The sequence below is a fragment of the Vibrio sp. WZ-1 genome, assembly GCF_052037695.1.
GTDB lineage: Bacteria > Pseudomonadota > Gammaproteobacteria > Enterobacterales > Vibrionaceae > Vibrio.
Map to the genome: position 1 here is coordinate 16,616 of NZ_JBQEQR010000066.1, position 21,336 is coordinate 37,951.

The following is a 21,336-nucleotide window of genomic DNA, read 5'->3' on the forward strand; positions in this document are numbered from 1 at the left end:
GTAGTTAGTAGTCGCCGCCAAACTTAGATGCTTGCTCATCAAAGCGAACAATATCATCTTCTTCTAAGTACGATCCAGAACGAACTTCAATAAGCTCCAAAGGCACTTGTCCTGGGTTTTCTACGGAGTGCGGAGTCCCTACTGGAATATAAGTTGACTGATTTTCAGTAAGAAGGAAAGTATCATCACCTTTTGTCACTTTAGCCGTACCTGACACGACAACCCAATGCTCAGCTCGATGGTGGTGCATCTGAAGAGCTGTCTTCTCTTTTGGCTTAACTAACACTTGTTTCACATGGTAACGCTCACCTTCAGATACCGTCTCATGAGAACCCCATGGGCGATATACTTCTTGATGCTGCTGACACTCTGCTCGGTTTTGTTGTTTTAGTTGATGAACAATCGACTTTACATCTTGAACCTTGTCTTTATCCGCAACTAGCACTGCATCTTTCGTCTCTACAACGATAAGATTTTCAATGCCAACGGTAGCAACGAGTTTATCTTGTGAATAAATATAACTATTCTGAGTCTGCTCAGTTAACACATCACCGCGAGTTGCATTGCCTTGTTCATCTTTATCATTCACATCCCAGAGTGCAGACCAAGAACCAACATCACTCCAATTTGCGTCCATTGGAACAACAACAGCTTTTTCTGTTTTTTCCATTACGGCAAAATCTATTGATTCGTCTGGGATTTGTGAGAATAGTTCGGATGACATGCGAATAAAATCTAGATCGTCAAAATGACTATCGTAAGCACTTTCACATGCTTTCAAGATATCTGGTCGGAACTTTGCTAACTCTTCAAGATAAGTAGATGCTTTGAATAAAAACATACCACTGTTCCACAAGTAGCTACCATCCTCTAGATATTGCTTTGCGGTTTCGAGATCCGGCTTTTCAACAAAGCTATCAACACTAAAGCCTCGACTCTCATCCGCAGCAGTAACCGTAGCACCGGTTTTAATGTAGCCATAACCTGTTTCTGGTGCATTCGCTTTGATACCGAAAGTGACCATATCACCACGTTGTGCGTACGGAATAGCAGCTTGCACCGATTGATGGAAAGATTGAGTATCTTTAATCACATGATCAGCAGCAAGAACTAACATCAAAGCATCTTCACCTGAAGTTTGATTTTCAGATAGGGCAAATTTTGCTGCTAAAGCGATAGCGGGAGCAGTATTACGCCCTACTGGCTCTAAGAGTATTCCGCTATGATTGCCATTAATACGGCGAAGCTGTTCAGCAACTAGGAATCGATGTTCTTCATTGCAGATCACAAACGGCGCATTGTGTTCTAGACCACCCATGCGGCTCAACGTTTGTTGAAGCATGGTTTGTTCACCAGTTACTGCAAGGAACTGTTTAGGATATTTTGAACGAGATAGTGGCCATAAACGACTGCCAGAGCCGCCGGCCATAATTACAGGAATAAGCATAGTCAACTCGTTGTTAAGTGAGAATATGATGAGAGTATCACTCAATTTTAAGGTTTAAATTATAACAATTTATAAGCTTATATTTTTAGAACATTAGCGAATCGATTATAAAACCTCAAAAAATTCGTCAAAGAAAAAATCCGAAACAATCGACCATTTCAGCCATTTAAAACAAATAGTAGTAATTATCATTTTAAATAATAATGAGTAGTCGATTATCTAAGTAGATATTGTGGACTTAATTTCGTAAATTATCTTGGTTTTCAAGGAACCATTTGTAAGTCAATGTTAAACCTAATTCTAAATTTGTTTCAGCAACCCATCCAAGTCTTTTGAGGCGCGACACGTCCATCAATTTACGAGGAGTTCCGTCAGGCTTGGTTACATCAAATTCTATGGTACCCTCAAACCCTACGACTTTAGCGACCGTCTCAACTAATTCACGAATAGTACAATCTTTACCAGTACCGACATTGATATGACTGAGCATATCTTCTGTATTCTTTTGATATATATCCTGGTCTAAATTCATCACATAAATAGAAGCGGCAGCCATGTCGTCTACATGCAAAAACTCTCTCATTGGCTCCCCAGTCCCCCAAGCAACAACAGTATCATCACCTTTCAGCTTCGCCTCATGGAAACGACGTAATAATGCAGGAATAACGTGAGAATTCTGAGGGTGAAAATTGTCATTTTCACCATATAAATTGGTTGGCATTACTGAACGATAATTACGCCCGTATTGACGGTTATAAGACTCGCACATTTTGATACCTGCAATCTTAGCAATCGCATAAGGTTCATTAGTCTCCTCTAATACACCAGTTAATAGAGAGTCTTCGCACATGGGCTGTGGAGCAAATTTTGGATAGATGCAAGACGATCCCAAGAATAGTAAATTTTGAACACCATGTAGATGGGCAGAGTGAATAATATTGTTTTGAATCGTCAAATTTTGATAAATAAACTCGGCAGGGTAAGTGTTGTTGGCAACAATCCCTCCAACTTTAGCTGCCGCAAGGTAAACTTGATCAATGCTGTGAGTGGAAAAAAAACTCTCGACAGCCCGTGAATCTAACAAGTCGAGCTCTTGACGATCTTTGGTAATAATTTCTACGGAACTGTCTTTAGATAGTTGACGAACAATAGCGGACCCAACCATACCTTTGTGACCAGCTACAAATACTCTTTTCATACTAATACCGATAATATAAACAGAAAAAGCAGAGCCCGAAATGAGGAGCTCTGCAATATAAACCAATCAGCTTTACTGATTTGATTAATTAGCTTTCTAGAGAGATCGCAACGTCAAAACCGTGCTCTTTTAGAAGTGCGTGTTGTTTTGCCTTGTCGATATCAGACGTAACCATCTCCGCACACATTTCTTCTACAGTGATCTCTGGAGTCCAGCCAAGTTTAGCTTTCGCTTTACTTGGGTCACCAAGTAATGTCTCTACTTCTGCTGGACGGAAGAATCGAGGGTTTACTTTTACAACAACATCACCAACATTCACTTTTGGTGCTTTTTCTGCGTCAACAGCAATAGCAGTAGCGATTTCATCAATACCCTCGCCGGAAAATTCAAGTTCGATCCCCGCTTCCTTCGCTGACAAACGAACAAACTCGCGCACAGAGATCTGCTTACCAGTAGCAATAACAAAATCTTCAGCCTGCTCTTGTTGAAGCATCATCCATTGCATTCGAACATAATCTTTAGCATGCCCCCAGTCACGCAACGCATCCATGTTACCAAGTTCTAGACAAGATTCCAGACCTTGAGAGATGTTAGCAATAGCACGAGTAATCTTGCGAGTTACAAAAGTTTCACCACGGCGCGGAGACTCATGGTTAAACAAAATGCCATTACATGCATACATGCCGTATGACTCACGATAGTTAACTACAATCCAGTACGCGTACATTTTAGCTACAGCGTATGGAGATCGTGGATAAAAAGGAGTTGTCTCACGCTGAGGAATTTCGCGAACTTCGCCATATAGCTCTGAAGTTGAGGCTTGATAAAAGCGAGTTTTCTTTTCCAAACCGTTGATACGGATCGCTTCAAGAAGGCGAAGAGTACCCATTCCATCTACATCAGCAACATATTCCGGAGACTCAAAAGAAACCGCCACATGTGACATAGCACCTAAGTTGTAGATTTCATCAGGTTGAATTTCTTTAACCAAACGAGTTAAGTTTGAAGAATCCGTTAGATCACCGTAATGCAATTTAACACTGGCACCGTTGTTTACTAATGCATCGATACGTTCTGTGTTATATGATGACGCACGACGAATAAGACCGTGAACTTCATAACCTTTTTCAACTAGAAGTTCAGCTAAGTAAGAACCATCTTGACCAGTAATACCTGATATAAATGCGACTTTTGAATTGTTAGGCATGACAATTTCCTGTTATTTAACAACTAAAAATTTTAAGCAAATTTTGCTTGTGCTTTTCTTTTGAGAATTTTTCTAAGAAATGAAAATGTAGTCTTTGACTTAAAGAACTTCGTTCTGATGCTTTAAGCCGAGATAAATTAAGAACCAAGTTTTCTAATTTTTTAACATCTCCTGCATCAAAAATGTAAGGATATTCACTCCAAAACATATCCTTAACATAGCCAACATCTGTCGATATAATAGGTGTTCCGACGCTCATTGCCTCGATTATTGATATTGGTTGACCTTCATTAAAAGACGGTAAAATGAAAACATCATGCTCTTTATAGATATTGTACTTTTCATCCCCATTAATCACCCCTTTATATTTTATATACTTTAAAGGCCTTGTGACTATTTCATATTTATTCTTAACTTTTTCATTTGCAAAACTACCAAAAACACTCATTTCAACGTCTAAGTTATTTTTAGAGTCTGAAATATTTTCTATCGCTTCCAAAAGAGTAAAAATTCCCTTTTCTTGTGTTATATTCGAAAAGTATAGAATTCTCAATCTATTGTCATATTTTTTGGCATCACAAAAAGGAATTTCTTTAGAAAGACAGTTTTCGAGTGAAAAAGCTTGTTTAGAAAAATTATTTTCAATATAAACTCTCAAATCAGATGATAGACAGATAATTTTATCCGTCCATAGAAAGATAAGCTTAATCAATATAAAAGAGAGATTAGAAGAATTTCTAAAACTTATAAAATCACCTCGATGAACATGTAATATCACTTCTATTTTCCAATAAAAAAGCCGTACTAAAAAGACAAGAAGTAGTGTTTTTATAGCACCTAAATTAGAAGTAGGAAGGACGGCATAAAACTTACTAGCATTTTTATTTTTTATTTTGCAATTAACAATTTTGAAGAAAATAAGAATTATACTAATTATCCTATGAAATAAATAATTCACAGGACCTTTAGAGAAAAGAACAATTTCTTCAATTTTTATTATATTATATTCTTCCGAAAGAAGTTCAAGATTGATTGCGTTAGAAATACTTATGCCATGATTTACCTCACCAGGCAATTCACCATAAAAAATAAGGTTATTCATTTATGTACTCTCATTTCTTATCTAAATCGTTTTGAACCATTAAATTACATAATTGAGACAATTCAACCTCAGCCTTCCAATCAATCAAATCACTTGCCTTAGATGCGTCACCGATTAATAAAACTTTCTCATTTTCCCGATAAAAAATATCATTAACTGTAACTAAAACATTACCGTCATCATCACATCCTACTTCCTCAGTGCCACACCCTTTCCAATGAATATTAATATCAATCGAAGCAAAAGAGGAAGAAACAAACTCCCTTACGGTACTTTTAATCCCAGTAGAAAAAATGAAAGTTTCACTTTTTTTGAGCTGCATAGATCGCCAAAAACCTTGAACATATTCTTTGGCGTACCCCCAGTCTCGTACCGCATTTAAATTACCTAACTCCAAAACGACTTGCTCACCTTTTGCTATATTAGCTATAGTTGAAGTTATCTTTCTCGTTACAAATTTTTTGTCTCGCAAAGGAGACTCATGATTATATAGAATCCCAATCACTATAAACAAGTCGTAATGCTCTCTATATTGCTCAAGCATCTTATGAGCATAGCTTTTAGCTATACCATAAGAATTTCTAGGTGCGTGCATTGTACTTTCTTTTTGGGGTGAAACATTAGAACCCCCAAAAACCTCAGAGCTAGATGCTTGAAAAAACTTTATTCTTTTGTCAACACACCTAATAGCTTCAGCAAAGTTAACGGGAGCGGAAGCAGTAATCTTATGAAGAAGAAAAGAATTATCATCAGAATCAGCTACAAAGCTGTAAGCTGCAAAGTTATATATCTCATCAGGTGATGTTACCTTAATTAGTTTAAGTACGTCATCGTAATTTCCTATATCATATTGCAAAATTGAAAAGTTAGGATTTGCTATGAAAGACTCATGTAATTCGTTTTTAGGAGTACAATTATTTGCTATTCCATAAACTTTATAACCTTTGGAGAGCAGTAAGTCGCATAAATAAGTTCCGTCCTGACCAAAAGCTCCAGTAACAATTGCTACAGGCATATTAAATCTCACTTTTATTTAAATATATGTTCAACGATATCGGATAACTGAGTTTCATTACTATCTTTTAATTTAGCAACAACTTTATCACCATTTGATACTAAACGTTTCTTTATATCTGGTTGATTTAAAATAGTTAAAATCCTAGTTTTCATCTCACTAACAGAAAGAGGGTTGAAGTATAAAGCAGCATCTTCACAAACCTCAGTGACGCTTGTGATTGCGGATGCAATTACAGGTGTTTGATACTCCATCGCTTTTATTGGTGGATAACCATAACCTTCGTTCAAAGTAGGATAAATAAATGCAAACGCTTCAGAAAAATGTGTGTTTAATTCCTTTTCGCTCACATAATCCTTGAATATAAATCGTTCTTTATTTTTGATATACTTAGCAAAATCTACACCATTGGAACCAAGAACTATAACTTTCTTGTCTATATCTTGCTCGCTAAACACTTCATCCAACGCCAAAATCGCTCTAAAGTTGTTTTTTATCCATCGATTTGAACTTACCAAAAGAAAATAGTCACGAGATTTATTTTGTTGTTTAAACTGAGTGTCAAATTCGTATGGACATCGATAAACCGATATTTGTTCAACTTTTAAGTTCGGGAAAAATGAAATAAAACTGTATTTAGAATGTATCGAATCAGTTATTATTTCAAAATTTTCCTTTTCAAATAATTTTGCAAAAGATTTCTTTGCCAACTCTCTTCGTTTTGACTTTCTTTTAATTAATCTATTTATACGTGATTTTAGTTTATTTAAATTACCAATCCTATAAACATACTCAAACTTGTCAGTTGGGAATTCGACGCCTCTCAAACCATGAACTGTACCGATAAACCTTTTATTATGTAGGTCAACATTCGCAAAGTCATAAGGGAGCGCCGAATAAAAGGCAACGATATCACTTCTCTCTATAATTTTCGTCACTTCGTTCTTATCAGAAATAGGTAATAATTCGATCTTCTCTTGCTTACATAAATTATAAATTTCATCATCTAACTTTCTATCATTTAGATAAAAACAGATCAATCTCGACTTATATTTCATTGCAGCTTTAAATACGTATTTTGCGTATTCACCACCGCCGTGTACAGGGGATTCATTTGAACTCTGAGTAGCACTTAGGTCAAATAAAACCTTTCCTAAATTATCCAATATAATACTCCTCGCCTCCTACAGATCCATAATCTATGAAGCAATTCTAAAATAACTGTTATTACTAAATTCAAACATATTGTATATACATTCATTTGTTCTAAAAAATATAACAACACTGAAAATAGAACATATAATGATGCCGAAAGCATAAGATTGTTTGAATAATCTCTTGAATAACCATTAGAAATTAAAACACCCAAACCTATCTGATAACTAATGCTACGCAACGGGATTAACAAAAACAAAATGACAGACAAAAAAGCAAATAAGCTAAAATGATCTCGAGAACCAAAAACTAATAAAACTATCTCTTCTGAAAAACAGTATAAAACAGCAACGCTTCCGGAATAAATAACAAAAGAAGTTAAGACTATCAATCTTAAATATTTTTTAAACAATCTCGAAGATTTGTTTTTAGCTATCTCCGGAAACTGAGCATTTGTTAAATTAGAAAAGAAAACAGACAAAAGAGATATAATCTTTATTATAAAGTCATAAATTACAACTTCTGACTTCCCAACAAACGCACCGATTAATAATATATTTGTTCTATCTTTAATAATTGATGTTATAGACCCCCAAAAAATAGGAAGCGTCTCAATAAATAGTAATTGACAAAAACTGAAGTCAAACGAACATAAAGAAATTCTATTTCTTTTGCTTATATAGAACAAATTGATTAAGTTAACGAGCAATGGAGTAACACCAAAAACTAATGCATAGATAATGATCCCATTTTCCTCATTAATAAATGCAACAACCAAAACCAAAGATAGCACACGGTATATAACATTAACTACCGTGATTGATTTCATCTCTTGGATACCTTGATAATACCAAACAGGAAAAAAAACATCTGCAAATACAGTAAGATAAAGCAAGGAACATAATACAAGGTCAAGGTTTAGATAGTAACATATAATGATAAATGGAATACTTAAGACAATGGCCTGTAAAAACTTTATATAAATCACGTTCCAAAAAATTCTATTTATCTCATCTTTGCTGTCGATATTTGAAATTCTTTTTGTGATAGATAAGTTGAACCCAAGCCCAACAAAAACAATAAAATACGCAACAATTGATTGAACGTAAATTATATTACCAAACCTTTCTAATCCAATAGTATTGGTCATTAAAGGGTATGTTATTAACGGTATCCCTAATGTACATAAATTTAGAATTGTCAAATATTTAAAATTTCTATTAATTCTTTCCATATTGGCTAATTTTCAAATATTAAATGAAACTAGTATAAAACTTAAAACAAGGAAAAAATTATAAAAAGTCTATTCATAACTAGTTTGAAAAGAGCATTATTTTAATTTTCACCTTCGTGAAATAAACACATCTCCTTTTCTTTTCTATAAACGTCTATAATCTGTTTAACGCGATCATTCACTTCATGTCCGTCTTTCAAAACTCTATTATAAGCGTTATCAGCTATTTTATTAAGGGTAACTGAATCATTTAACAAGTTTTGTATCTTAGTTATTGCTTCTGATTTATTTTTAAACAATAATATTTCACTATTTTCATCAAACATCATACTTAAGTCGTCTGAATATTCTGAAACCATTACTGTCTTAGTTACTGGAATTTCAAACACGCGCCTAGTATAAGTATCATTATTCCTTTTTGACAAAAATACTAACGCTATTTTTGCAGCATTTAGAACTTCATTATACTCTTTATATACTGGGACTATTTCTCCGTTTAACCTCACTATTTCTGAAAACAAAGGTGAACGGTGCCATTGAGTACCGTATAATTTAACATCAACGCCCAACTTTAAAAGCTCTAATATTATTTCATCTCTTCCATCATTTTCAAAGTGCCCAATAAAAACCACATCATTCTTATATTTACTCTTACCATCACTATCAATTAGATAATTCCTATCAGAAATATAATAAGATCTTAATAAGGAAATGTTTTTAACACCAAAATCAACATATTCAGCTTCATTTTTCATTCTATAATAAAAAATATGGTTGTATTCATTTATTGAAGCTAGATAATGTTTCCATAATCTCCCAACTTTTGCATTACTAAATGGATCATCATTATTATACCCATAAACTAACACACCTCTTTCTTTTAATGTCCGAATAGTACTTTTATATACATGTGTACCACGATATATAAAAACCAAATCGAAATCATCTTTTTCTGCTGCACTTAATAAATCACGGTTAACTTTATCGATAACAGGACCTAGCAATAATTTATTTTGAACGCGGAGACAAAATCTAAATATTTTATTTAAAACCCCTGATTCATTATCGTATTTGTTAAAATATTCTTTCCATGAGAATATATGACTAATGTGACCTTGATTTTTGAAAGCTCTAGAAAACGCACTCTCATATATTTCAAATGAATTTTCACCAACAATTAGAACTTTCATCTTTGAGTTTTTAGAAGTATGCATTAACTTGCTCTTTATTTTTTTCAAGAATAAAATCACTACTTAGATTCATGAGGATTTCATTATACATATGACAATCAATAGATTTTAGAATGTTAACCAACTGTTTTGTATCTTCTGGCTCGAAATGTAATCCATTAACATTATTTTCAATTAGTTCGACAGAACCACATTTTTCGGATATTATAACCGGGACATTATGGAATAGAGCTTCATCAACAACCAAACCCCAAGTTTCTGACAAACTAGGCAAAATCAGAAAGTTGGTTTCCAAAAAGTATTGTTTGAGATATTTATTTTCTATAGCACCAAGAAACTCAACATTATTTTTTGAGATTGATTTTAATTTTAACTCATAGCTTTTTTCACCTGTGCCTATAATCTTCAACTTATAGTTTTCTAAAACGTTAAACGCTTCAATTAGACGCTCTAAGTTTTTAACTTCAGTAAGTCGACCTATAAATAGAAAATCTTTAGAATATTTATTATTTTTTCTAGATTCTATTTTTTGGTCTTGATTAATTATACCTACACCATTCGTTATTTTCACAATCCCTTTATAGCCTAGTACTTTGAGCAAGTCATGATGTAGTTCACCAGAAGCATACACTTTAAAGACTCCTCTTAAGAACAGCTTCTTGATACTCCCTCTAAGGCCTAAGTGTGAACTATCATATATAGTTGATTCAAGAGCGAGTGACTTGTCATGATTTATAAAACACCTTACAAACCAAAACTCGAGTAAATCCCAGCCTGATAGTATAACTTCTTTATATTTAATCTCTGTTAACAACTTTAACAATCGAATGGTTGATAATATAGAACTTCTTCTTTGCAAGCTCTTAGAATTAAGTATTACATAGTTAAACTCTACATTTTCTAGCCCAGTAAAATCATTACTTCGAGTTTCTTCTGTATCTAGTGATATATAAATAACAAATATTGATTGTTTTTCATTAATTTTATTATAAAGATTGTTTTTATAGAATGTTGGCAAATGAGTAATAATGACTTTATCATACATAAACTTTTCTCATCATGTTTATTATTGCATTAGATCTTGCTTAACATTTTCTTTACTTTAAATGTAACAAAATATAACATTGTAGTTATAAGACATAACTTTGTGAATCCAATTGGTGTGTATGCATACCACCTAGGAAACGTAAAGAGAATACAAAATGCGTATACGATTATATAATTATTTCTCGAATGTGAAGCATATCTTATAACATATCCTATTATGGTACCGGCAATTATAGGTCCGAACCAACCTAACCATACGTAAAAATAAGCAGAGATTAATCCTCCGCCACCAGCACCAAAAGTTTTTTGGTCCAATAACGCTAAGTTTGAATATGATTTTGCTTCTGTTCCATAGAGAAAGATATTAAATAGATATGATAAGAAGCTTTCTAACCTAAAACCCAATGACCAATGGCCTGTTTCTGACAGACCAATCATTCGAGCTGAAGATTGTAAAACATCACCATAGTTAGTCGAAACAATACTTCTCCCTTCCAAAGGCTTTTGGAAGAAAATAGACAGTGGATCATTAACTAAATTTATGATGAGCGTTGGATCATGTCTTATCTTACCAACAATCAAAATCAATGCCATCGACAAAAATATTGATATATATAACCTTTTTAGACTCCATTTCTTAAAAAAATTGGTAAAAAAGTAAGAAAAAAGCAATACGATTTGAATAACTTCGACTCTACCTCCATAGATAGTCGACTTTAAACAATAATATAAGACACAGGTATATAATAATACCATTTGAAGTTTTGACCTATTACAATGAATAATTGAAACAAACAAAACTGCTAAAGAATATTCAAATAAAGGTGATTTATTAATTTCACCAGCACCATATTTAGTAGTAAATACGGTGTCACCAGACAAACCATATGTAGTACATATGACGAATAGAAGAAGGGATACGTAGAAAACAACACGATCGGGGCTTGATTTGATAGAAAAGTTATTAAAACTTCTCACATTATACAGCACACTACCAAATGATACTAAAAAGAAACCATTCAACACCATTGCTTTATTTAAGTAGTACGCATTTTGAAAACTAAACCAAGCAGAAATATAGTACCCGTTTATAAAATAGTTTCTCAATTCTACTGTATATAAAAAAAAGAAAAGAAACATAATAAACAACGGTATCGCTTTTACAAAGCGCTCGAGGTATATTACATTTATAGCTAAAACCAATAGCCATATTAAGTTGCTGTTACCATTGAAAGAGAAAATAACCACAACAAAGATTTGAATGACTATAGGTATGATAAATTTAATGTTTGACATCTTACCTTTTTATATACCACATTTAGTTAGAGCTCTCTATTTTTTATAATCTAATCAGCACTTGCGTTTTTCAAACTACGTATTCTTCATGAAACGTTGGTATTTAAACCCCTCGTTCCTTTTTAATTGCAAAAATCGCCAATACAATAATCACGCCGAAGCCAATACCAAACAATGTGCCTAAGACACAAATTATGGCACGAGATGGACTATCTTTCACTTCAGGAACAACCGCAGGATCAATAGTATTAAAAACAAATTCTTCTTGTACTTCAGCAAGCATTAAACTTTTAGTTTGTTCTTCAATTAGCTTATAAAAAGTACTTTGCATATCTGCAACTGCTGTTTTTTGTAATTGCGTATTTAAATAACTTAAATTTCGACTCGATTCAGAAATCGTACGTTCTCGCATTACTTTATTTATGTCTTCAATCAACCAAGATACCCATTGTTGAGCAATATAAGGAGAATAGTGCTTCACAGATAAAACATAAAGTCCACTGTCCTTCTCCTGTATAATATTTAAAATATCCTTATTAAATACATCAGTCGCTTCTTGTAAAGATGGTTTTGCTCCCCGTAAACCTTGGGGTTTACGAAGCCACTCCTCAGTTTTAGGGTTGTATATTTTTTCATCTATAACAAGCTTATTATTTTTTATATCCCAGTTTTCACTAGCCATTAAAGGAATTATCAGATCATGTCTAGTAATGAAAGATTCTAAAAATTGGCGAGATCTCATGACTTGAACAGCAAGATCTGCTTGAGAGGTCTCCCCTCGCCCCAGATTCACTCCCGCCAATGCAGCTAGACCACCTAGTTGCCCAGCCATTTTTGACAAACCACCACCATTTGAACTTTCTGTTGGAGCTAGTAACGCATCTGCTTTATAGATATTTGGAAGACTCAAAGCATAAAGCACAGAGCCAATAGCAAAAATAAATGTTGTTGCGATAATTATCCACTTTCCTTTCCACAATGCGCCGAACAGTTCACGCAAGTCGATTTCATCACCTGTGGACTGAGACTGAGGTGGATATGGTAGGTAGTTTGGATTGTGGTCTTTTTGTTGTTCCATTAGTATTTAATCCTAAGCTCTGAAGTTCGTTATACTGGACTCAGAGATTGGTGAAATTTGAAAGATTATTCTCCGACTTTCAAAACACAACCGCGCTGTGACAAGATTCCTAGTCTCGCTTCGACTCGCTGGAATGACGGGCTACGGCTGAATAATGCCACTATTGGTGTTCAGAGTAGTATTTGCCGTTTTGATTAATAATGTTCATAAAATTGAGCTTATGTAACTTCAATCGTTACATAAGCTCTTACTATCAATGTATTTCTAATCTTGTTTTAAGCTGATTGGAATGACCTTGTCGTTCCTTACTTCAACGCGTTGATCGCTACACCTGTTTGGTAAAGAATCTGCGTGGCAGCTGTCCAAGTGCTTAATGCATCACGGTAGTCAGTATCAATTGGTACAACAATGGTATCGCCCGCTTTTAGCTCTTCATGATTATTACCAAACCAGTAACCCGATGTTGGTTTGTAAACTGAGCCATCTGCACGCACGACAAACATACGATCTTCATCTGCTTGTTTTTTCGCGCCACCTGCTTTGTTCAAGTAATCATCCACATCTAGTTTGTTATCGAGTAGATATGTAATTGGAACTTGAACTTCACCCATAATGGAAACCGTGTTGCGGAAGGTCGGTACAAATAGGAAGTCACCATCTTCTAACATAAAGTCCGCAGAACGCTCGTCTTTAAGGATACGATTTAGCTGTACGACCATTCGACCAAGCGCTTTGCTACGACTTGCTTCTTCAACAAACTTTAGGGTTTTATCTGGGTCAGAGATCACCGACCCCATATTACTGTCTGCACGGAAGGTTTTCTTCGCGGTTTCTGCTCGCATATCTGCAGCATATTGGTTTAATAGCTTTTGCTCTTGAAGGCGCAATGCTTCACGAGTAAATATAGCCCCTTGCGGATGTGCAAATTCAGTTAAACCACCAGCACGTTCTAATAGTTCACCTAAGGTTTCACCCTGACGAACGGTGTAAGTACCAGGGAAGCGAACCTCACCTTGCAATGTTACCGTACTTTGCAATTTGACGTTTGGCTTCTCAAGAATGTTTAGGCGATCGCGACCAACAATAACTGCATCATCAGTGGTACTTCCTTTGATGGCTTGGCGCAAATCAATACGCTCAACATCAATAGAAGCACGCTCATCTTTACTACTAATTACCGTACGTGCTAACTCGGCATTGATGGTGAATGCGTTATAAGTTAAACCACCCGCTGCCTCGATTAAGGTCGAAATCGTCATACGTGGGGTAATTGGGTAACGCCCAGGGTGTTTTACCTCACCGAAGACTTCTGCAATTTGCGGAGCCAAACCTAAACGAGATTGCTGTTGAAGTTGCAGCAGCACAGGAGCAAGCAACGTACGGCGCGTATTTTGTTTTAATGCTTCAAAGTCATCTTTAGTGATTTCTTTACCACGGAACACGATCTTTGGTTGCTTTGAATCTTTTTCTAGTGGCGTCGCAGAAGACACCGCCACTGATGAGGTCATGACTTCTTGCTCTTTCAACTGTTCTTGTTGTGCTTGAAGTTGAGCCTGCTCTAAGGTTTTCGCTTTGGTAACTGTCTGTTGGTCCGCTAATGTATCTAAATCTTCATTATTGAAGCGATTAAACACCAAGACTCGATCGCGAGAATTCAGTTTCAAGTTATCTTTACTTGTTGGAGAAAGAATCGCATTAGCAAGGTTAACTTGGTAAACCTCGATATCACGTTGAGGATTAGTCTCACGTACAACAACAGCATAGCTTACATCTGCAGTAGAATTAAATGAGGTATCAACGGATTGGAATAAATCTGCAATACGCAGACCGTTCTCCCACTCAATAAAGCCCGGATGACGAACATCACCTTCAATTTGTACGTAACGGGTCAGTTCTTCATTTTTCTTAAGCACATTAACCGCATCACCATCTTTAACTTTGGTTTGTTGGTCATGTGACTGACTAAAGTTCAGTGTTAAGGCATCGCGAGCACCTTTAGCGGCGTAACGCTTCACTTCGATTTGATCGCTATAAGCATTAGCCGTAAAACCGCCAGCCATTTGAATCGCTTGCTTATAGGTTTCACCGGGTTTGATTTCATAGATTGCAGGACGGTTTACTTCACCATCAATTGAAATCGTGTTACCCAATGCGCCGATGAAGACCACGTCTCCCGGTAACAAGCGGATGTCGTTACGCGCATCACCTTTAAGTAGCAGGTCGTACATATCCAGTTTACGAATTACCTGACCATTGCGCTTAAGTTGCACGTTACGAAGGGCGCCACTCTCACTAAAGCCACCGCTATAATAAATCGCTTGAGAGATCGTGGTTAGGGCACTCACCGTGTAAGCGCCAGGCTTGTACGCATCACCCATAACAAACACTTGCATGGTGCGCATTTCGCCCAACGAAATATCACTGCGAACCCCGATCATTTGCTCTTTTACACGCTGATTTAAAGAATCACGCACATCAGAGAATGTCATGCCTGCCACTTGAACAGGACCAAGAGAAGGGAAATTAATGATACCAGCGCGATTAACACGAAGGCGATGCGTCGCATTCTCTTTACCAAACAGTTGGATAACGATTTCATCACCAGCTCCTACCGTGTAGTCAGCCGGAACAGGTACATCACTGATTGGTGCAAACGTCGTAGGTGAACCTGCAAACAAATCTAAACCAAAACGCTTTAGACCTTGCTCGTCTTTTTCGGCGTCGTTTACTTTTGCTTCAGTCGCGCTGCTAGCAACCAGACGTTGTTCAACCACTTGAGGATTTTGGTAACTGCTTGGCTGAGACGAAGCGCCGGATGGAATAGATATACCATACTTACTCGCCAGTGCTTGTTGCTGATCAGCAGGTAAGTTCTGAAACATCTGAATTTGTTCTGGGGTTGGAGTCTGCGCATAAGTAAAAGGCGCAAATAGGCTTGCCAGGATGTAAGCGCCTATCGAGAAATATCCTTTGAGCATGATAATTCGCTATTTAAAGTCAGGAGTTAAAAATCCTAGCCACAAAACTAGGCACTAGGTTTTTTAATTAAAAACGGTGTTGGAAGCCAAGGGTAAGCGCATTTAAGCGAACCTGATCTTCAGATGTGCTATCAACAAACTCAAACACAATGGCATTCTGCTTGTCTAAAGCGTAATGCATACCTAAACCAAAGCTAAAACCTTGATCTTTATTTGAGCCTACGTTTTGTTGATCGATCTTAACACTCGAATAACCAGCAAGTCCGTAAAGTGCGATACGTTCGGAGACAGGCATGTTCAACTTGATAAAACCACTCGCGAGGCTGTCTACTGCCAGTCCGCTTTCTCGTTGTACAGAGGTTCCGTAACGCGCTTCAAAAGCGAGGTAATCATTGAAGAAGTAACCAGCTTGCGCTTGAAGAAGGAAAGGGTTTCCCTCGGTTACTGAAGAAGAGGAGTGATGAAATTCGGCGTTAGAGTAACTGACTAACGCACCAGCATAAAAATCTGCTGAGGCAGAAAATGAGCACAAGCCTAAGCTGATTGCACTCAACGCCCCTAGCCATGGTCGTTTATTAATCACGTAAGTGTTCCTTGGGTGTCGACTGACCGCTGCACATTATGAATGACGCGCGCAGTGAATGTCGGTTAACTATTGTCTATTTCACTTGTGCGTTTCCACGCTACCGCCCGGCGGCATTATGCGTTAGCCACTGTTCGCTGATTCCAGACTTATCCGGTTTATTGATATAATTGTTCTTTTTAAGCCTCACTTTTGCGACTAGCCGTTCAAAAAAACAGTCTTGATAAACACTAAACAAAAGCTGGCAAATTATGCATGGATTAGCGCAAAACGGCAAGGGGCGCTCCACCTCGATGTTCTATTTATAACTAGCGGCATATTAATTAATAAAAACAGTAGCTCTAAAGAACTGATGTACCCTATATAACGCCTAGCCGTTACCCGATTCTTATAAGTCTTTCTTTAATGTTAGGTAAATTCCCATAGGAAACTATTTACATGCTGGTCGTTTTTTAACTAAAATGAGAGATGGTGTGTTATAAGCAGACCAAACATCGATGTTTTAAAATCTGAAATACAAGGATTAATAATGAAGAACACAGCTCTAGCTATTCTTATGGCTCTAAGCGCATCAACTGCATTTGCTGCGACTGAAGCTGGTACAACTGGTACAGCAGCAGCATCTGCAACTGGCACAACTGCAGTAGCAGTAGGTGCAGCAGCAGCAGTAACTGTAGTAGCAGTTGCAGCGTCAGACAGCGACTCAACGTCTACTTCTACTTCTACTTCTACTTCTACTTCAGTAACTAAATAATTTTTAGTTTTGTAGATATGGAAACAATCGCCCTGAACTATTCAGGGCGATTTTATTTGTAATGAGGGAATGATGAACACCTTTCTATCGCTAAAATGGATGCGCTTACTTATTGCCCTACCTTTACTGAGCTCAATCTTCGGCTGTACACAAAAATTTAATGACGTTTCCGCGACTGTCCAAGAAGCTTATGGCAACTACATCGATGTCGAGCTAACACCAGAAGAAATTGAAGCGGTTCCTTATGCCAGCGCTTACCTAAAAATTGGCGACCAAAAACAGGTCTTTGTGGTATTAGCCTTTGCCGAGCAAAACCCATTAACCGGCAACACCCAACTAAAGTGGGTAAGTGCAGACAAGGCAATGGTGGTAACAGAGAACGGTCATATCGTTAAAACCATTGGTTTGCAAACCACCAATCTAGCGGGTATCTATGGCACTGTTCCTGAATACTCCAAACCCTTAGAGCAATATGTCCTTTCTTACGATTGGGCCGATAAATACCGCTATGGCTTCCCGGCTAAAGTCGAGCGTTCTCGTCAAGGTCAAGAAACCGTTGTAACCCCTATTTCATCTACCGTTACTGATGTTTACACAGAGGTTGTCACCTTTACCAGTTTAGAGGAAAGCGTAGATAACCAATATTGGGTAAACAGTAAGGGAGAAGTGGTGAAAACGCGTCAACACTTAGGTCCAAACATGGTACCTGTTGAACTGACGATTTTAAAAGGATACAGCAAATAATGAATAAACGACTGCTATCTTTATTAAGCTTAAGTTTAACGGCAACGATTCTGGCGACACCTACTACCGTTCAAGCTCAAAATCACCCATCTTCACCGCTTAATGTTGAACTTGTCGGAACGAGCAAAGCACTGCAGTTTCAACAAGCGGCACGCTTAGAGAGCATACTAACGCATGCACAGGAACAACAAGTCGCCCTACAATACCCTTTAGCTGTTGCGCTATTTGATAATTCCGAAACGGCAGTGCAAGAAAGTACAGCCTTAAAGAATTCGGTGTTGAACCAAATGATTCAACATAATTTAGTTGCGCACCCATTTTACAAGTTTATCCAACAAAGTCAGTTTGCGCCTCGTGTGCTTTCCGCCATTGACGTTGATCACATCCGTCTGGATAAATTTGACAACCCGCTTTTACAAGGTCAACTTGCGTTAAGTGCTCCAAACCGTGAAGAGAAAGTGCTGTATGTGGGTAATGTGGAAAAAGTCTACGCTGTAAAAAACCAAGCGGGTATCGCTCTGCACGAGCAGGTCAATAATCTAGGTTCAAGCGATATTGGTGAACTTGCTTATCCGCCAATCCTAATTTACCCAGATGGCAAGGTCGTTCATCCTCACCATGGCAGTTGGTTAACTACTCAATATTACTTGCCACCACTTACCATGGTGTACATCCCATTTGATGAGTTCGAAAGCTCACAAATGGATAAAGATATTGTCGCTCTACTTGCACAACGTAAACCAACCTCATCGAAGAACTAAACATGAACCTGATCAGAACCAGTTTATCCCTTTCTTTAATGGGTCCAGCGTTGGTGTGGGCTCAAGACATGCCGTTCGAAGCGCCACCACTACAACCATCACAAATGGACTTTGGTGGTGTCGGCTTAATGCAAATACCCACTGGCCGTATGGCACCTGAAGGCGAGTTTAACTTTGCTGTTACTGGCAGCGATGAATACCTGTTTTACAATGTCACACTGCAAGTGATACCTTGGCTAGAAACGACCATTCGCTACACCATGGTGAACGATCTGTTCTATAGCGACGACCCAAGCTTTTCTGGTGATACCAAATACACCGACAAAGGTATCGATTTTAAAGTTCGACTGTTGCAAGAATCAGAGTACTTACCAGAACTTTCTGTTGGTGTACGTGATTTTGCCGGTACTGGCCTGTTTGATGGTGAGTTTGTTGCTGCGACAAAACGTTACTCTAACCCAAACCTCGGTACCTTTGATTTTACGTTAGGTATGGGCTGGGGCTACTTAGGCACGCGCGACAACATCAGCAACCCTGCTTGTAAGCTATCTGATAGTTTCTGCGAACGCCCTTCAGACTTTAAAGGTAATGGCGGTAGTGTGGATTTTGAACGTTGGTTTAAAGGTCCGGCAGCACTCTTTGGCGGTGTCGAGTATCAAACTTTGCACGCACCACTGCGATTTAAGCTCGAATATGACAGCAATGATTACAGCGAAGACTTCCCTGTGGTACGTGGTGGTGTAGACATGACACCTCATACGCCTTGGAACTTTGGTGTTCTGTATCGTTTAGGGCATATGGCCGATCTGCGCTTGAGTTATGAGCGCGGTGATACACTCGTTGCCGGAGTTAGCCTTTACACCAACTTTAATGATATGCCGTCTTTCTGGCGTGATACTCCAACGCCAGAAGTTGAAGACAAGCAACCAGAGCAACTGTCTGATGTAGATTGGGAACGTATTACTGAGGAGCTAGATAAAATTGCTGGCTACCAAAACACTCAACTCTATGTTGAAGACAATACCGTTTCTGTTGTCGGCGAGCAGAAAAAGTATCGTGATCGCAACGAAGCTCATGAAAAAGCAGCGGCAGTCCTTTACAACGAAATGCCAGACAACATTGATACCTTTACCATCAATGAACGCAGTCGTGGTTTGATCGGCGATCAAACGGTTATCTCCAAAGAGAAATACCGTGACTTTGCAGAAGTTAACTACATCAACCCAAATATCAAAGATGCAACATCAACCTCGAGCGATAAACCGCAAGGTAAACCTGCTTACGACGGCTTTGAGCGCTTTGATTGGGGCTTCTCACCAAAACTGGCTCAAACTTTAGGCAACCCAGAAGATTTCTATCTGTTTAGTGTTGGTTTAAGTGGCAGCGCCTCTTACTGGCTGACGGATAACCTAGAAATTGGCGGTTCGCTATACTGGGATTGGTACAACAACTACGACAAGTTTAACTATGTAACGCCACCAGACGCTACCTCGATTCCTCGTGTGCGTACCATGTTCCGCGCTTATCAAAATGAACATGCGGTAACCATGTCCAACCTACAGTTAACTTGGTTCCAAGAGTACTCGGATACCATGGACCAGCAATTCTATGCCGGTTATCTAGAAAGTATGTTCGCTGGCGTGGGTACCGAGTTTCTATACCGACCGAAAGGGGCAAACTGGGCAATTGGCGCGGATGTTAACTTGATCTCTCAACGTGATCCTCAAAGCTACTTCGGCGTTTACGATGAGAAATGGCAATACGTTCCAGAGTATGGTCGTCCATTCCAAGTTATTGACAAAGGCTTTACTGGTTTTGTGTCTGGTTACTACTACCCTCAATGGGATTTCCTACAAGATTTGATGATTCAGGTTGATGTTGGTCAATTCCTAGCGGGCGATATTGGTACACAAGTAAACGTGTCTAAGCAGTTTAAGAGTGGTGTCATTGCTGGTGCATTTGCATCAATGAGTGATTTGTCGGCTGACGAGTTCGGTGAAGGTAGCTTTACGAAAGGCTTCTACATCTCGATTCCATTTGACATCATGACGGTGAAACCGAGCAACAACCGCGCGTTCTTTAGCTGGCAGCCACTGACTCGCGATGGTGGTCAGAAGCTAGGTCGTAAGTACAGCTTGATTGAGCTTACTGACGAGCGCAACCCTTGGTATCAAAGACCAAACGCGTCAAACGCTGAATAACAAAACTATTTAAGGGAGCTGCGGCTCCCTTTTTGTTTTTTAAAAGGTTACTAGGTTATGGATTCTAAGGGAGCCATTCCGGACGAACTCAAGCGAGTCTCCGAAATCTATTATCAGCACTCTGTTTAATTGCCATTTGTCACTAAAGTGTATCAAGCCCTGTTAGTAGATTCTGAATCACGTTCGTTCCTCACGGTTCAGAATGACCGGTATTGTTTTTATAATTCAAAGCCAACGATTGCGCGTAATCCGTAATCCGTAATCCGTAATCCGTAATCCGTAATCCGTAATCCGTAATCCGTAATCCGTAATCCGTAATCCGTAATCCGTAATCCGTAATCCGTAA

The 21,336-nt window shown here is 37.8% G+C and carries 17 protein-coding genes; 4 read left to right on the forward strand and 13 right to left on the reverse strand.

Annotated features, from left to right (window positions below; all coding sequences use genetic code 11):
- Positions 1-4 precede the first annotated feature (4 nt).
- The 13 genes from ACTS60_RS08295 to ACTS60_RS08355 form a co-directional block, all read right to left on the reverse strand.
- Positions 5-1,447 (reverse strand): mannose-1-phosphate guanylyltransferase/mannose-6-phosphate isomerase, encoded by a 1,443-nt coding sequence (locus ACTS60_RS08295; RefSeq protein WP_031845824.1) that lies wholly within the window; start codon positions 1,445-1,447, stop codon positions 5-7.
- A 238-nt stretch (positions 1,448-1,685) separates the two neighbouring features.
- Positions 1,686-2,645 carry a GDP-L-fucose synthase gene (fcl, locus tag ACTS60_RS08300; protein WP_440887860.1) on the reverse strand — a complete coding sequence of 320 codons (960 nt, stop codon included), beginning with the start codon at positions 2,643-2,645 and terminating at the stop codon, positions 1,686-1,688.
- Between the two features lie 88 nt (positions 2,646-2,733).
- Complete coding sequence (gmd, locus tag ACTS60_RS08305) at positions 2,734-3,852, reverse strand: GDP-mannose 4,6-dehydratase (RefSeq protein WP_069508743.1); 1,119 nt, start codon at positions 3,850-3,852, stop codon at positions 2,734-2,736.
- A gap of 16 nt (positions 3,853-3,868) precedes the next feature.
- Positions 3,869-4,954 (reverse strand): glycosyltransferase family 4 protein, encoded by a 1,086-nt coding sequence (locus ACTS60_RS08310; RefSeq protein WP_440887861.1) that lies wholly within the window; start codon positions 4,952-4,954, stop codon positions 3,869-3,871.
- Between the two features lie 10 nt (positions 4,955-4,964).
- Positions 4,965-5,969 carry a GDP-mannose 4,6-dehydratase gene (locus ACTS60_RS08315; RefSeq protein ID WP_069508747.1) on the reverse strand — a complete coding sequence of 335 codons (1,005 nt, stop codon included), beginning with the start codon at positions 5,967-5,969 and terminating at the stop codon, positions 4,965-4,967.
- A gap of 14 nt (positions 5,970-5,983) precedes the next feature.
- Positions 5,984-7,135 carry a glycosyltransferase gene (locus ACTS60_RS08320; protein ID WP_440887862.1) on the reverse strand — a complete coding sequence of 384 codons (1,152 nt, stop codon included), beginning with the start codon at positions 7,133-7,135 and terminating at the stop codon, positions 5,984-5,986.
- Positions 7,123-8,358 carry an oligosaccharide flippase family protein gene (locus ACTS60_RS08325; RefSeq protein ID WP_440887863.1) on the reverse strand — a complete coding sequence of 412 codons (1,236 nt, stop codon included), beginning with the start codon at positions 8,356-8,358 and terminating at the stop codon, positions 7,123-7,125. Before ACTS60_RS08325 ends, ACTS60_RS08320 begins: the two co-directional genes overlap by 13 nt.
- 101 nt (positions 8,359-8,459) lie before the next feature.
- The gene (locus ACTS60_RS08330) at positions 8,460-9,572 is read right to left on the reverse strand and encodes a CgeB family protein (RefSeq protein ID WP_440887864.1); all 1,113 of its coding nucleotides are present in this window, start codon (positions 9,570-9,572) and stop codon (positions 8,460-8,462) included.
- Positions 9,559-10,593, reverse strand: coding sequence for a glycosyltransferase (locus ACTS60_RS08335; RefSeq protein WP_440887865.1), 1,035 nt, complete (start codon positions 10,591-10,593; stop codon positions 9,559-9,561). Before ACTS60_RS08335 ends, ACTS60_RS08330 begins: the two co-directional genes overlap by 14 nt.
- 29 nt (positions 10,594-10,622) lie before the next feature.
- Positions 10,623-11,891, reverse strand: coding sequence for a hypothetical protein (locus ACTS60_RS08340; protein WP_440887866.1), 1,269 nt, complete (start codon positions 11,889-11,891; stop codon positions 10,623-10,625).
- A 103-nt stretch (positions 11,892-11,994) separates the two neighbouring features.
- Entirely contained in the window at positions 11,995-12,969 is a 975-nt protein-coding gene (locus ACTS60_RS08345; RefSeq protein ID WP_069508758.1) for a Wzz/FepE/Etk N-terminal domain-containing protein, read from the reverse strand.
- Between the two features lie 305 nt (positions 12,970-13,274).
- Positions 13,275-15,947: an SLBB domain-containing protein gene (locus ACTS60_RS08350; protein ID WP_440887867.1), complete on the reverse strand. Its 2,673-nt coding sequence runs from the start codon at positions 15,945-15,947 to the stop codon at positions 13,275-13,277.
- Between the two features lie 67 nt (positions 15,948-16,014).
- Positions 16,015-16,530: a porin family protein gene (locus ACTS60_RS08355; protein ID WP_440887868.1), complete on the reverse strand. Its 516-nt coding sequence runs from the start codon at positions 16,528-16,530 to the stop codon at positions 16,015-16,017.
- Positions 16,531-17,059: 529 nt separating this feature from the next.
- On the opposite strand from ACTS60_RS08355, the gene ACTS60_RS08360 reads away from it, so the two are divergent.
- The 4 genes from ACTS60_RS08360 to ACTS60_RS08375 all read left to right on the forward strand — a co-directional run bounded on the left by ACTS60_RS08360 (position 17,060) and on the right by ACTS60_RS08375 (position 20,990).
- Positions 17,060-17,284 carry a hypothetical protein gene (locus ACTS60_RS08360; RefSeq protein ID WP_020904330.1) on the forward strand — a complete coding sequence of 75 codons (225 nt, stop codon included), beginning with the start codon at positions 17,060-17,062 and terminating at the stop codon, positions 17,282-17,284.
- A gap of 72 nt (positions 17,285-17,356) precedes the next feature.
- Positions 17,357-18,028, forward strand: a complete 672-nt coding sequence (locus ACTS60_RS08365) for a YjbF family lipoprotein (protein WP_440887869.1) — start codon at positions 17,357-17,359, stop codon at positions 18,026-18,028.
- On the forward strand, positions 18,028-18,789 hold the full coding sequence (locus ACTS60_RS08370; RefSeq protein ID WP_440887870.1) for a capsule biosynthesis GfcC family protein: 762 nt from the start codon (positions 18,028-18,030) through the stop codon (positions 18,787-18,789). The genes ACTS60_RS08365 and ACTS60_RS08370 overlap by 1 nt, the downstream gene beginning before the upstream one ends.
- Positions 18,790-18,791: 2 nt before the next feature.
- Positions 18,792-20,990 carry a YjbH domain-containing protein gene (locus ACTS60_RS08375; protein ID WP_440887871.1) on the forward strand — a complete coding sequence of 733 codons (2,199 nt, stop codon included), beginning with the start codon at positions 18,792-18,794 and terminating at the stop codon, positions 20,988-20,990.
- The last annotated feature ends 346 nt before the right edge of the window (positions 20,991-21,336 follow it).